This window comes from Streptomyces morookaense (assembly GCF_013030945.1).
Lineage (GTDB): Bacteria > Actinomycetota > Actinomycetes > Streptomycetales > Streptomycetaceae > Streptomyces > Streptomyces morookaensis.
The window spans coordinates 175855-189773 of record NZ_JABBXF010000008.1 but is presented as its reverse complement, the minus strand read 5'-3'; the positions used below and the strand labels follow the sequence as shown (position 1 = coordinate 189773).

General features: G+C 70.0%; 10 protein-coding genes. 7 read left to right on the top strand and 3 right to left on the bottom strand.

Translation table 11 applies throughout. The features are described 5' to 3' along the window. The first annotated feature begins 49 nt into the window (after positions 1-49). The 5 genes from HG542_RS05325 to HG542_RS05305 are packed head-to-tail and all read left to right on the top strand — an operon-like array spanning position 50 to position 6112. A complete protein-coding gene (locus HG542_RS05325) occupies positions 50-868 on the top strand; it encodes a TauD/TfdA dioxygenase family protein (RefSeq protein WP_171078854.1) in 819 nt (272 codons plus the stop codon). Continuing rightward, a complete protein-coding gene (locus HG542_RS05320) occupies positions 865-2388 on the top strand; it encodes a 4-hydroxyphenylacetate 3-hydroxylase family protein (RefSeq protein WP_171078853.1) in 1524 nt (507 codons plus the stop codon). The genes HG542_RS05325 and HG542_RS05320 overlap by 4 nt, the downstream gene beginning before the upstream one ends. A 1-nt stretch (position 2389) precedes the next feature. Next, positions 2390-4264, top strand: a complete 1875-nt coding sequence (gene asnB, locus HG542_RS05315) for an asparagine synthase (glutamine-hydrolyzing) (protein ID WP_171078852.1) — start codon at positions 2390-2392, stop codon at positions 4262-4264. Beyond that, on the top strand, positions 4264-5262 hold the full coding sequence (locus HG542_RS05310) for a quinone oxidoreductase family protein (RefSeq protein ID WP_171078851.1): 999 nt from the start codon (positions 4264-4266) through the stop codon (positions 5260-5262). The genes asnB and HG542_RS05310 overlap by 1 nt, the downstream gene beginning before the upstream one ends. After that, positions 5255-6112, top strand: coding sequence for a DODA-type extradiol aromatic ring-opening family dioxygenase (locus tag HG542_RS05305; RefSeq protein ID WP_171078850.1), 858 nt, complete (start codon positions 5255-5257; stop codon positions 6110-6112). The genes HG542_RS05310 and HG542_RS05305 overlap by 8 nt, the downstream gene beginning before the upstream one ends. Positions 6113-6162: 50 nt before the next feature. Here HG542_RS05305 and HG542_RS05300 read toward each other — a convergent pair whose 3' ends face one another. After that, positions 6163-8235, bottom strand: coding sequence for an NACHT domain-containing protein (locus tag HG542_RS05300; RefSeq protein WP_171078849.1), 2073 nt, complete (start codon positions 8233-8235; stop codon positions 6163-6165). A 260-nt stretch (positions 8236-8495) separates the two neighbouring features. Then, the gene (locus HG542_RS05295; RefSeq protein ID WP_171078848.1) at positions 8496-10448 is read right to left on the bottom strand and encodes an NACHT domain-containing protein; all 1953 of its coding nucleotides are present in this window, start codon (positions 10446-10448) and stop codon (positions 8496-8498) included. 220 nt (positions 10449-10668) lie between these two features. On the opposite strand from HG542_RS05295, the gene HG542_RS05290 reads away from it, so the two are divergent. Next, positions 10669-10884 (top strand): hypothetical protein, encoded by a 216-nt coding sequence (locus HG542_RS05290; RefSeq protein WP_171078847.1) that lies wholly within the window; start codon positions 10669-10671, stop codon positions 10882-10884. Positions 10885-11171: 287 nt separating this feature from the next. Continuing rightward, on the top strand, positions 11172-12380 hold the full coding sequence (locus HG542_RS05285; RefSeq protein ID WP_229922622.1) for an alpha/beta hydrolase family protein: 1209 nt from the start codon (positions 11172-11174) through the stop codon (positions 12378-12380). Between the two features lie 48 nt (positions 12381-12428). Here HG542_RS05285 and HG542_RS05280 read toward each other — a convergent pair whose 3' ends face one another. Beyond that, positions 12429-13919, bottom strand: a complete 1491-nt coding sequence (locus HG542_RS05280; RefSeq protein ID WP_171078846.1) for a UbiD family decarboxylase — start codon at positions 13917-13919, stop codon at positions 12429-12431.

Sequence of the window (13919 nt, the reverse complement as noted above, 5' to 3'; positions counted from 1 at the left end):
TCCCCGCGCCCCTGACGGGGCGGGAGTACCGCAATCACAGGAGAACCCCATGAACACCACCCCCATTTCGCCCTTCGGGCTTGCCATACAGGCGTCCGGAGAGAACATCACCGACCTCGACGTTCCCGCCCTGCGCGACCTCGTCCGGGAGCATCACCTCGTGCTCCTCCGCGGGTTCGACGTCTTCCGCACCGCCGACGAACTCTCCGCCTACTGCGAAGGCTTCGGCGAGCTCAGCGTCTGGCCGTTCGGGACCGTGCTCGAACTCGTCGAGCAGGAGAAGCCCGAGGACCACATCTTCGACCACAGCCACATGCCCATGCACTGGGACGGCATGTACCGCGAACAGATCCCCGAGTTCCAGGTGTTCCAGTGCGTCCACGCACCCGGCCCCGGCAACGGCGGCGAGACCACCTTCTCGCAGACCGCCGCCGTGCTGGAGAACACCGACCCGGAGACGGTCGCCCGCTGGGCCGAGGTCACCGGCACCTACCAGCGGAAAATGGAGTACTACGACAGCGTCACCGTCTCGCCCGTCGTCGACGCCCACCCTGTCACCGGTACCCCGGTCATCCGCTACAACGAGCCCACCGCCGCCGACGACGCCGGTTTCGTCAACCACCCGGACCTGACCTTCAGCGGCCTGCCGGATGCCGAACTCCCCGCATTCCACGCCGGTTTGCGTGCCGCGCTCTACGACCCCGCGCACCTCTACGCCCACTCCTGGCAGACCGGTGACGTCGTCATCACCGACAACTACACGCTCCTGCACGGCCGCAACGCCTTCACCAGCGGCGCCCCACGGCACCTGCGCCGCGTCCAGGTGCTCGGCACCCCCGCCCTCGACAACCCGGGACTGGTCCGATGACTGCGACCAACGACCTCATGACCGGTGACGCCTACCTGGAGAGCCTGCGCGACGGCCGTCAGGTGTATCTGAACGGCGAGCGCGTCAAGGACGTCACCACCCACCCCGCCTTCCGCAACTCCGCGCTGTCCGTGGCCCGTTTGTACGACGCCCTGCACGACCCGGCCACCGCCGACGTGCTCACCGGTGTCGACGCGGACACCGGCATCCGTACCCACAAGTTCTTCAAGCCCAGCCGCTCGGCGGCCGAGCTCGTCGAGGCCCGCGAGGCGATCGCCACCTGGGCGCGGATGGGGTACGGGTTCCTCGGGCGCACCCCCGAGTACAAGGCGTCGTTCATGGCCGGCCTCGGCGTCAACGCCGACTACTACGGCCCGTACGCCGCCAACGCCACCGCGTGGTACCGCGAGTTCGCGAGCAAGGCGCTGTACCTCAACCACGTCATCATCAACCCGCCGGTCGACCGCAAGCAGGCGATCCACGACATGGAGGACGTCTTCGTGCACGCCGTGCGCGAGACGGACGCCGGCGTGGTGGTCAGCGGGGCCAAGATGCTGGCGACCGGATCCGCCATCACCAATGCGGGGTTCGTCGCCCCGGTCGGCTCGGCCGCCCTCGCGCCCGGGAAGGCGGAGGCCTTCGCGCTCGTCTTCTTCGTCCGTATGGACAACCCCGGCGTGAAGCTCGTCTGCCGCACCCCCTACGGGCAGGGCGACGCGTTCGACTACCCGCTGAGCAGCCGGTTCGACGAGAACGACAGCGTGCTGCTGCTCGACGAGGCCCTGATCCCCTGGGAGGACGTCCTCGTCCACCGCGACATCCCGCGCGCGACCGGCTTCTACGCCACCTCCGGCTTCCCCAACCTCTACAACTTCCAGTCCGGCACCCGGCTGAGCGTCAAACTGGAGCTGATGGCCGGGCTGCTCTCCCGCGGCACCAAGGCCAACGGCACCGACGAGTTCCGCGGCGTGCAGGCCGCCGTCGGCGAGCTGATCACCATGCGGGACATGGTGTGGGCCCTCACCTCGGCCATGGCGTACGACCCCGAGCCCGGCAGCGGAGGCACCGTCGTACCGCGCCTGGAGCACGCCTCCGCGATGCGGATGTACAACGCGCAGGTGTGGGACCGGGTCCACGAACTGTTCGAGACCACCCTCGGCGGCGCGCCCCTCGCCGTGCCGTCCAGCGGCCGCGACCTCGCCAACCCCGAACTGCGGCCGCTCATCGACCGCTTCTACCGCGGCTCCGACTCCAGCGCCGTCGACCGGATCAAGCTGCTCAAGCTGGTCTGGGACGCCATCGGCACCGAGTTCGGCGGCCGGCACGAACTGTACGAGCGCAACTACTCCGGCAACGGCGAGCAGGTACGGCTGGACGCGCTGCGGTGGGCGACCCGGCGCGGCAGCCTCGCCCGCTACGAGGCCATGGTGCAGGACTGCCTCGACGACTACGACATCGACGGCTGGCGCCGCGGCCCCTGGCTCGACCGGGCCGGCCTGCCGGGAAGCGGAGGCAACTGACATGTGCGGCATCACCGGATGGGTGGACTTCACCCGCGACCTCGCCCATGAGGCCCCGGCCGTCGAGGCCATGACCCGGACCCTGATCGCCCGGGGCCCCGACGCGGGCGGCACCTGGCTCGATACCCACGCCGCCCTCGGCCACCGGCGCCTCGCGATCATCGACCTGGAGCACGGCACACAGCCGATGCGCACCCCCGAGCCCGGCCCGCGCGACGGCCTGCCCCGGGCCGTGATCTCCTACGGCGGCGAGATCTACAACTTCCGCGAACTGCGCGAGGAACTGGTCCTGCTGGGCCACCGGTTCACCACCCGCAGCGACACCGAGGTCGCCCTGCGCGCCTACCTGGAATGGGGCGCGGAGTTCGTCCACCGCCTCAACGGCATGTACGCCATCGCCCTCTGGGACACCGCCCGTGAGGAACTCCTCCTGATACGGGACCGGTTGGGCGTCAAACCCCTCTTCTACCACCCCACCCCGGGCGGCGTGCTCTTCGGCTCCGAGCCCAAGGCGATCCTCGCCAACCCGCTGGCGCAGGCCGCCGCGGGGGCCGAGGAGCTGTGCGACGCGCTGCTGTTCCTGCGCACCCCCGGACGCGTGCCCTTCCGCGGCATGCACGAGGTCAAGCCCGGACACCTGGTGCGCGTCGGCCGCGACGGCATCCGCGAGGAGCGCTACTGGGCCCTGGAGTCCCGGCCGCACACCGACGACCTGCGCACCACCATCGCCACCGTCCGCGACCTGCTCGACGACATCGTGCCGCGCCAGATGGTCGCGGACGTGCCGCTGGTCTCGCTCCTGTCCGGCGGCCTGGACTCGAGCACGGTCACGGCGCTGGCGGCACGCACCCGTGCGGCGTCCGGATCCCAACTGTCCACCTTCTCGGTCGATTTCACGGGCCACACCGAGAACTTCCAGGCCGACGCCATCCGTCCGACCCCGGACGGCCCGTACGCCCTCGAAGTCGCCCGGCACGTCGGCAGCGACCACCACGCGATCGTCCTCGACCGGGCCCGGCTGCTGGACCCCGCCGTCCGGCAGGCCGTCCTCGGCGCCTGGGACCTGCCGTTCAACTTCGCCGACCTGGACGTCTCCCTGTACCTGCTCTTCGCCGCCGTGCGCGAGCACGCCACCGTGGCGCTGTCCGGCGAGGGCGCCGACGAGGTCTTCGGCGGCTACCTGTGGTTCTCCGACCCGGGGGCCCGCAGCGCCGAGACGTTCCCCTGGCTGAAGCTGGGCGCCCACCGCGGCCTCGACCCGCGCAATCTGTTCCACCCCTGGTTCGTCGACGGGATCGACCTCGCGGAGTACCAGGCCGACCTGTACCGCACGGCGCTGGCCGAAGTCCCGCACCTGGAAGGCGAGGACGCGGAGGCACGGCGCACCCGCGAACTCGGCTACATCACTCTCACGCGCTGGCTGCCCATCCTGCTGGACAAGAAGGACCGCATGGGCATGGCCGGCAGCCTGGAGGGGCGGGTGCCGTTCTGCGACCACCGCCTGGTCGAGTACGTCTTCAACGTCCCCTGGGAGATGAAGACTTTCAGTGGCGAGGAGAAGGCGCTGCTGCGCGCCGCGGCCGCCGACCTGCTGCCGGAGTCGGTGCTGCGCCGCAAGAAGGCCGCCTACCCCTCGATCCAGGACCCCGCGTACGACCGCGCCCTCATCACCGGCCTCGCCACGGCGGCCGGCGAGGGCGGGGCGCCGCTGAGCCCGTTCCTCGACGGCGACGCCGTACGCCGCCTCACCGCCAGGACATCCACGGGCAGCCTGTCCGAGTTCGAGCGGATCCTCGTGGAGTCGACGGTCCGGCTGGACGACTGGCTGCGCACATACGAGATCGAGTTGACCGACGTGAAGGGAAGTGCCTGCTGATGCACGCAATAGAGATCCGCGAGACGGGCGGCCCCGAGGTCCAGCTGTACGTCGAACGGCCGGACCCGGAGGCCCCCGGCGAGGGACAGATCCTCGTCGAACTCGCCGCGGCCGGCGTCAACTTCATCGACCTGTACCGCCGCGAGGGCCGTTACCCGCTGCCGGTGCCGTGCATCCCGGGCGAGGAGGGTTCGGGCACCGTCCTGGCGGTCGGCCCCGGGGTGACCCGGTTCAAGGCGGGTGACCGGGTCGCCTGGACGACCGTCCTCGGCAGCTACGCGACGCGCGTCCTCGTCCCGGAGGACAAGGCGATCGTCGTGCCCGACGGGCTCGACCTGCGGACGGCGGGAGGTGTGCTCGTGCACGGCATGACCGCCCACTTCCTGGCGCATGACTCCTACCCGGCGCGGGAGGGGGAGACGGTCCTCGTGCACGCGGCGGCGGGCGGGGTCGGGCTGCTGCTCACCCAGTTGCTCAAGCGGCGAGGTGTGCGCGTCATCGGCACGGTGTCGACGGAGGAGAAGGAGCGGGTGGCCCGCGCCAACGGCGTGGACGAGGTGATCCGTTACACGGAGACGGAGGACCTCGCGGCCGAGGTGCGCCGCCTGACGGGCGGCGAGGGCGTGCACGCGGTGTACGACGGGGTCGGCGCCGCGACGTTCGACGCGAGTCTCGCCTCGCTGCGGATGCGCGGCACGCTGGTCCTCTTCGGCGGCGCGAGCGGGGCGGTGCCGCCGGTCGATGTCATGCGGCTGCTGTGGGGCGGGTCGCTGACGCTGACGCGCCCCTACCTGGAGCATTTCCGGGCGACGGTCGAGGAGTTCGAGTGGCGGGCGGGGGAGGTGTTCGCCGGTTTGCTGGACGGGACGCTGAGGTTCACGATCAGCGGGACGTATCCGCTGTCGGAGGCGCCGAGGGCGCACGCCGATCTGGCGGCGCGGCGGACGAGCGGCAAGCTGCTGCTGGTGCCGGGGGCTTCGGAGGCCGATCATGGGTGAGGTCGCTGGTGCGGGCCTGCTCTCGCACGCCCCCGTCATCATGTTCCCGGAGGCCATGCGGCTGGAGGAGAACGGAGGCCGTGACTTCACGCTGGTGACGGGCCTGGAGCGGCTCCGGGACGAGGTGATCGAGGGGGCCGACTACGACACGGTGATCGTCTTCGACTCGCACTGGGCGACGACGACGGAGGCGGTGATCACGTCGCATGCGCGTCGTGAGGGCCTGTTCACGTCGGACGAGATGCCGGGTGCGATCAGCCGGCTGCCGTATGACGTGCCGGGCGACCCGGAACTGGCGGGCGCGGTGGCCAAGTTGGCGGGGGAACGCTCCCTGTGGATGAGCGCGAACGACGATCCGTACCTCCCGATCCACTACGCGACGCTCAACCTCTGGACGTACCTGGGAAAGCCGGCCAAGCCGTGGGTATCGGTCTCGGTGTGCCAGACGGCCACGACGGAGGACTTCCTGCGGATGGGCGCGTGTGTGGGAGAGGCGATCGGGAGCGTGGAGAGGCGGGTGCTGCTCGTTGCCTCGGGTGGCCTGTCCCACCGCTTCTGGCCGCTGGCCGAGCTGCGCAACCGGATGGCCGGTGACCCGGCGCACATCATCACGGCGGAGGCCCGGGCGGCCGATGAACAGCGCATCGCGTGGCTGGAGGAGGGCCGGCACGACCGGGTGATCGGCACCATGCCGGAGTACCTGCGGTACGCCCCGGAGGCCCGGTTCGGGCACTACTTGATGCTGGCGGGCGCCCTGGGCGGCGAGTCGTGGCGGGGGCGGGGGCGCCGCTTCGGGGAGTACGAGAACGGGATCGGGACGGGGCAGGTGCACGTCTGGTTCGAGGGGTAGGGGGCCGCTCGAATGACGGGCCCCCGCCTGGTGGCGGGGGCCCTGGCGCGTCACTCGATGCGGGGGGCGGCGGCGAGGTGGTGCTGGAGGTGGGCGTGCCGGAATTGGTAGACGGGGCCGACTTGGCGGAGGATGCCGAGGCGGTGTGCGTCGGCGAGGAATGTCTGTAGGCGCCAGGGGAGTTTGCCGCGGGCGGCCAGGAGGAGGCGGGCGATGGTGTAGTGGGGCCAGGAGTGGGCGGCCAGGGCGATGGCGGCGCCGAGTACGCTGCCGTTGACCATCGCGAAGACGGTGGTGCGCAGCGGATCGGACGAGGCCCAGGGCATGACCCGCGCCGCGCCATCGGCGATGCAGTAGACCACTGCGCAGGCGGCTCCGCTGATCAGTGAAATCAGGCGGTCCGCTTGGATCGAGGACGTGGCCGTTGTCACATCGTGAGCAGTGGACGGGTCACGCACCCAGTTCAGGGCTGCCAGCCCGATGCCCGCCACGGTGCCGATCACCAAGCCCCATGGCATGGACCCGGGTGGAAGGACAGTTCCGTATCCGGCAATGCTGTACGTCGCGTAGAAGGTCTGGCTGATTGCGGCGATGCCGACGGTGAGCACGAGCGCGCGGACCAGTTGACCGCGCCGGTGCCGCCGGGCAGGGCGTTTCCGGCTTGGCATCTGAGGAGGCGATGGCAGCCCGACTCCAAGCAGGACGAGCCACAGACTGAAGCACGGGAAGCCGATGGCGGCGATAAGTACCGTTCCGGGAAAGCCGTGGTAGTAGTACAGGCCTGCCGGCGTTGCGGCAAGTCCACCGGAGAGGGCGATGGCGGCAGCCAGCACGGCTGTACGGGTCAGGCTGCGTTCCCGTCTGGTGATCAGGCCGCTGAGGCCCAGCATGGGAACGTTGATCAGGACTTCGAGCATCGACAAGGAGAACCACCGCAGGACCTCTGACCGTGCATGCATACCCAGCACGACCACCAGGGCCGAGGTGGTCAGCAGAAGCGCAGCGCATGTGATCAGGGCCCAGGTCCATGAGCGTCGCCATGGTGTGGAGAGGGCCGGTGTCCACCGGTAGAGCTGCCACCATGCGAAGTCGTACGTGTCGCGGGCGCACATCCCGGCCGCGAGATGGGCGAGGTAGCGCTGGGCCTCTTGGGGATCCCAGCTTCGGGCGGGGCGTTGTTGCCGGGCGCGGCGGTAGAGGGTCGGGACCAGTGCGTCGAGGAGATGGCGTTCGACGTCGGCGGGTGTGGAGAAGCGCTGTGCGTCGGCGAGTTCGGCGGGGTCGTTGTCGTTGTCGGCGTAGACGGGCCGGGCGAGGGCCACCATGAGCGGGCTCGTCAGGGCCTGTGCGGCGGGGGCCTGTGGCTGGTGGTCGAGGTGTTTGGCCAGGTCGTTCCAGCCGTGCTGGCGAGGGGCTTCCGGTGGTGTGGCCAGCTTCAGCAGGGCCAGGGCGTCGGTGGTGCGCACGGGTGCCGGCTTCAAGACCGCCGCCCCGGTCAGGATGCCGCTTTCCTTCACTGCACGCGTGTAGTCGGTGGTGCGGCAGGTGAGGACGAGAGGGGTATCGGGCGGCAGGGTGTCGTTGAGGGAGGCCAGGGCTGCCGGCCTGCAGTGTTCGGGGAGTTCGTCCAGGCCGTCGAGTATCGGGATGAGACGGTGCTCGGTGAGGAGGTCCTCGAGGACACTGGCACCGTAGGTCTCCGCGTCGGCTATCGCCGGGTAGTCCGCGGCCAGACGACGGCGCAGCCAGCTCCTGGCGCATTCCCGGGCAGGATCGAAGGAGGAGAGCGAGAAGAGCACCGGCACCGGGTCGCCGGTGGAGCGTGTGCGCAGCAGTGCCAGCATCAACAGGAGTGCGAAGGTTGTCTTCCCCGAGCCTCCCGGACCCAGTACCACGAGGCGCCGACGCGCAAGTGACCTGAACATAGCGGCCAGTACTTGCGGATCGCCGGCCCGACAGACCACGGTGCCGCCCACCAGCTGACGATGGTCGGACACTCCCGGGAGGGCGCAGTCCGACCAGACCACGGGCAGCGGTGCCGGGTCGTACAACTGCCGGAGCGCGGCCTCTTCTTCCCACTGGCGGCAGACGGTGCGGGCCAACACTTCGGCGGCCTCCGTCACTTGCTCACTGTGGGAGTGTGCGCGTCCCCGTGGCGTGCGCCGCGCCCAGGCCGACATCACTCCGAACAGGGCAAGGACGCTGCTCAGTGCGGCAGTGGCAGCGGATATTCGCGCGGGCTCGCGCAGCGGCCACCCGGTCAACAACCCACACGTGACTGCGGCACACAGGGCCCAGGTCACCGTCCATCGCCAACGCACGCAGAGTAAAACGACGGCCATTGGATGTGGTTACAGCGGCAACTTGCGGGCCCCGTCGCACATCATTCCGTGCGGGGACTGTGAAGTCGGGGGCGGCTGGCGAGGCGGTGTTGGAGGTGGGCGTGCCGGAATTGGTAGACGGGGCCGACTTGGCGGAGGATGCCGAGGCGGTGTGCGTCGGCGAGGAATGTCTGTAGGCGCCAGGGGAGTTTGCCGCGGGCGGCCAGGAGGAGGCGGGCGATGGTGTAGTGGGGCCAGGAGTGGGCGGCCAGGGCGATGGCGGCGCCGAGTACGCTGCCGTGGAAGAGGCCCATGTCGGCAGCGAACACAGTGGTGCGCAGTGGATCGGAAGGAACCCAGGGCACGGCGCGCATGACGCCATCCGGAATGACGAAGATCACCGCACAGGCCGCTGCGCTGATCAACGAAATCAGCCGATCCGCTTGAACCGAGGACACGGCCGTTGTCACGTCCTCGGCTGTGGACTGGTCCCGAGCCCAGTTCACAGCAGCCAGGCTGGTGCCGACGACGGTGCCGATGACCAAACCCCATGGCAAGTTTCCGGGCGGCAGAACGGCCTTGTACCCCGCAATCCTGTAACTCTCGTAGAGAGCCTGGCATATTGCGGCGATGCCGGTGGCGAGTGCGAGGGCACGGATCAGTTGCCCGCGCTGCCCCCGCCGGACAGGGCGGCTCCGGTTCGGCATACGAGGAGGAGAGGGGAGACCGGCTCCCAGCAGTACGAGCCACAGGCTGAAGCCATGAAAGCCGATGGCGGCCACGAGCACCGTGCCGGGAAAGCCATGGTAGTAATACACAGCTGCTGGCGGTGCCGCGAGGCAACCCGACAGAGCGATGACAGCGGCCAGGGCGGACACGCGGGTCAGGCTGCGATTCCGCGTGGTGATCATGCCGCTGAGGGCCAGCACAGGAACGTTGATCAGGGCTTCGAGCGCTGACAGGGGAAACCACCGTAGTCCCTCATGCCTTGATGGTACGTCCAGGACATGGATCAGGAACGACGTGGTCAGCAGAAGCGCAGCGCATGTAGTCAGGGCCCAGGTCCATGAGCGCCGCCATGGCCGGGCGAGGGCCGGTGCCCATCGGTAGAGCTGCCACCATGCCAGGTCGTATGTGCGCTGGTCGTGCATTCCCGCGGCGAGGTGGGAGAGGTACCTCTGGGCCTGTTGGGGTTCCCAGCTTCGGGCCGGGTGCTGTCGTCGGGCGCGGCGGTAGAGGGTCGGAACCAGTGCGTCGAGGAGGTGGCGCTCGATGTCGGCGGGGGTGGAGAAGCGTTGTACGTCGGTGAGTTCGACGGGGTCCCCGGCATTGTCGGCGTAGACGGACCGGGCGAGGGCCACCATGAGCGGGCTTGCCAGGGCTTGAGCGGCAGGGGTCTGCGGCTGGTGCTCTAGATGTTTGGCCAGGATGTCCCAGCCGTGCTGACGATGCGCTTCCGGTGGCGTGGCCAGTTTCAGGAGGGCGAGTGCGTCGCTGGTGCGTACGGGCGTGGGTTCCAGGACCGCCGCTCCGGTCAGGACACCGCTTTCCTTCACCGCCCGTACGTAGTCGGCGGTGCGGCAGGTGAGGACGAGAGGAATGTGGGACGGCAGGGTGTCGTTGAGGGAGGCCAGGGCTGCTGCTCGGCAGTGTTCGGGGAGTTCGTCCAGACCGTCGAGTACGGGTATCAGGCGGTGCTCGGTGAGGAGGTCCTCGATGGCACTGGCACCGTAGGCCTGGGCGTCGGCTATGGCCGGGTAGTCCGCGGCCAGGCGGCGGCGCAGCCAGCTTCTGGCGCATTCGCGTGCGGGGTCGAAGGAGGAGAGGGAGAAGAGCACCGGCACCGGGTCGCCGGCGGCGCGGGTGTGCAGCAGGGCAAGCAGGAGCAGGAGAGAAAAGGTCGTCTTCCCCGAGCCCCCCGGTCCCAGAACGACAAGACGCCGACGCGCAAGTGACCTGAACATGGTGGCCAGTACTTGTGGGTCACTGGCCCGGCACGTGACGGTGGTGCCCACCAGCTGACGGTGGTCGGACACTCCCGGGTGGGCGCAGTCCGACCAGACCACGGGCAAGGGTGCCGGGTCGTACAACTGCCGCAGGGCTGCCTCTTCTTCCCACTGTCGGCAGACGGTGCGGGCCAATGCATCGACGGCTTCGGCAACTTGCCCGCTGCTGGAGCATGTATGCCTTCCGGGGGCGCGCCGGGCCCACGCGGACACCACGCCGAAGAGGGCGATGACAGCGCTGACGACCGCAGCGGCAGCGGATATTCGTGCGGGCTCGCGTAGCGGCCACGCCAACAACAGTCCGCTTGTGGCCGCGAAGCACAATGCCCAGGCCACCATCCATCGCCAACGCACGCAGAGTAAAACGACGGCCATGGGCTGGGGTTACAGCGGTGGTCGACCTGTGCGCCGCGCGTCGATCTCCAGCCTCCACGCCGCGTTGTGAAGGTCGATCGTGCCGGGCTTGGGGACTGCGCGAGCGCTCCAGGCGGGCTCATTCAGGAGCGGCTCGACAACGCCGCCGTCGGCAACCACCGTCCGGCCGCGGGTGATTCAGGATTTCGACTGTCGGAAGCTCAATGCGCCCTGACGTTTGCCCCTTTCCTGCCGGTATGACGCCCGAAAATTACCGGAACCAGCCACTCCGGCAGCGGAAATCCCGATTCGGCCAGGCCCCAACCCCGGTGCTCCCAATGGCGTGGCCTAGTCTGACGCCCCGTCGAAAGGAGCACCGTGTCGATCGTCCGACCCGCACGCCGCACCCTGATAGCCGCCGGCCTCGGTGTGCTCGCCGCAGGGGCCGCCGCCCCCACCGCCTTCGCCGCGCCCACCCCGAGCGCCCCCGCAGCAACCGCCCCCGCTCCCACCCCCCTCCGCCTCGACGGGCCCACCGGCCCCGAGCACGTCGGTGCTGTGCAGCTGCACCTCGTCGACCCGGCCCGCAAGGATCCCTGGACGGATTCCGGGAAGCCCCGCGAGTTGATGGCGACCCTGCACTACCCCGCCCACGGCACCCGCGGTCATGCGATGCTGCCGTGGCTGTCCGAAGGTGCCGCCGGTGCGCTCAAGGGCCGGTACCCCGGCAAGCTCGACGGCCACGCCATGCCCCTGACCCACAGCGCCGACACCGCGCCGGCCGCCCGACACGGGCGTCGGCGCCCCGTGTTGCTGTACTCGCCCGGGTTCGGGTCCGACCGCTCCTTCAACACCCTCGTCGTCGAGGACCTCGTGTCCTGGGGCTACATCGTCGTCACCGTCGACCACCCCCACGACTCCGGCGAGGTGGAGTTCCCCGACGGGCACGTCCAGACGCGCACTGTCTTCGGCGCGAACAAGGAAGAAGTGACCAAGGCCGTCGGCGTCCGTGCCGACGACCTGCGCTTCGTCCTCGATTGCCTGGCCGTTCTCGACCGCGGCGGCAACCCCGACGCCGAGCGGCGCCGGCTGCCGCACGGTCTGCGCGGCACCCTCGACCTCGGCCGCGTCGGCGCGTTCGGGCACTCGCTCGGCGGTGCCTCCTCGGCGGCCCTCATGCACCAGGACCGCCGGGTGCGGGCCGGCATCGACCTCGACGGCACGCTGTACGGCCCCGTCGTCACCGCCGGCCTGGACCGGCCGTTCCTGCTCATGGACACCGCCGACCACGACGGCCTGAAGAAGGACCCTGCCTGGACCGAGTTCTGGAAGCACCTCGGCGGCTGGCACCGGTGCCTGCGGCTCGCCGATGCGCAGCACCTCTCCTTCACCGACATCGTGGCCCTCGCGCCGCAGATGAAGGGCGGGTTCCCGCAGGTCGGCACGATCCCCGCGGATCGTGCCGTCGCCGCCGTGCGGGCCACCGTGCGGGCCTTCTTCGAGCTGCACCTGCGCGGTCGCGTCGATGCCGGGCATCTGCTGGAAGGAGCTTCACGGCGGTACCCCGAGGTCGGGTTCATCGCCTGAGCACGTCGCGGTTCCCCGCGCCCCCGTGTGCGCGGGGAACCGCACGGCTCACCCGATCATCCCCTCCGCCCGCCGCGCCCCCGCGATCAGGTCCAGCGACCGGCGCTGCACCTCCGCCGGGTAGTTGTCGGCGAACGCCGTGCTGTGCAGCTTCCGCAGGTCGCGGATGCAGTCGTAGACGACCGTCGGGCCCGTGCCCGTGGCGCGCTCCTCGTCCGTGTAGCACGCCATGATGTGCATGATCGCCGTGTCCTGCAGGACGAGCGAGCCGTCCGACGGGTGGGAGCGGGTGGCCCAGCCCCACAGGACGTCGCGCAGGTCGGTCGGGTCGATGTCGTTGTCGAGCACCATGATCCGGGTGACCCACCAGCCGCCGTGCGGGAAGCCGGTGACGGCTTCGCCCACGGCCCGGGAGAGTTCCTCCGACGAACCGAACCCCGTCTTCTCCCGCCAGTCGCGGTCCACCGTGACCGCCAGGACGTGGACGGCGGACTCCGGGATCATCCACGCCGCGGTGACCGGGATGCCCTTCTCGCGCAGGTGGTGCGTCCAACGGGCCGAGTGCGTCAGGCCGATGAGCGTGTGGTCCTCGTCGACCGGCTTGCCCGCGCACACCACCGGCATGATCGGGTCGTTGCGGTGCGTGATGGCGGTGACGCGGTAGGCGGGCAGGTTCCACTGGTGCGGCTCGGGCACGTAACCCGCGAACTCGCCCATCGGGCCCTCGGGGATGAGGTCGTCGTGGTCGATGTAGCCCTCGATGACGATCTCTGCGGTCGCCGGGACCTCCAGGTCGACCGTCTTGCAGCGCACGACCTCCAGCGGATGCCCGAAGTACGCGCCCAGATAGGCGGCTTCGTCCACGTGCTCGGGCAGCGACATCGCGGAGACGAACGGGACCGCCGGCTCGGCACCGAGCACCAGCGCGAACGGCGTGGGCTCGCCGCGCTCCCGCCACATGTCGTCGATGACGCCGATGTGCTGCGGCGAGCCCGTGAACGTGGCCATGCGGTGCGCATCGTGGAGCATGGTGCGGGCGATGCCCCAGTTCGTCCACTTCCCGTCCGGGCTGCGCAGCACGAACGTACCGACCGTGTTGACGTAGCGGCCGCCGTCGCCCTGGTGCAGCAGCGGAAACGGGAAGCGGGTCAGGTCGGCGTCGTCGCCCAGGAGGACGTTCTCCTGGCACGGGCCCGTCGGCACCACCACCGGCGGTACCGGCTCCGCCGCCTGCGCCGCGACCAGGCCGTCCATCAGGCGCAGCGGCGGGGTCTGCGGGTCCAGGCCCAGCGACAACGCGGCCCGCGCGTACGGGTATGCGGGGTCGCTGCTCAGCGCGGCGGGGGCGGTCAGCACCCGGAAGCCGGGCTCGTGGCCGCGGATCCGGTCGAGCAGGTGCGCGGGTGCCCGGTTCTCGGTGGCGTAGCGGGCGATGGCGCCGATCTCCAGCTCGACGTCCACCTCCTCGTCGATCACGCGCAGGTCGTCAAGTTTGGCCAGTGCGTCGAGATAGTCGCGCAGGCTGGTCAGATGATTCAT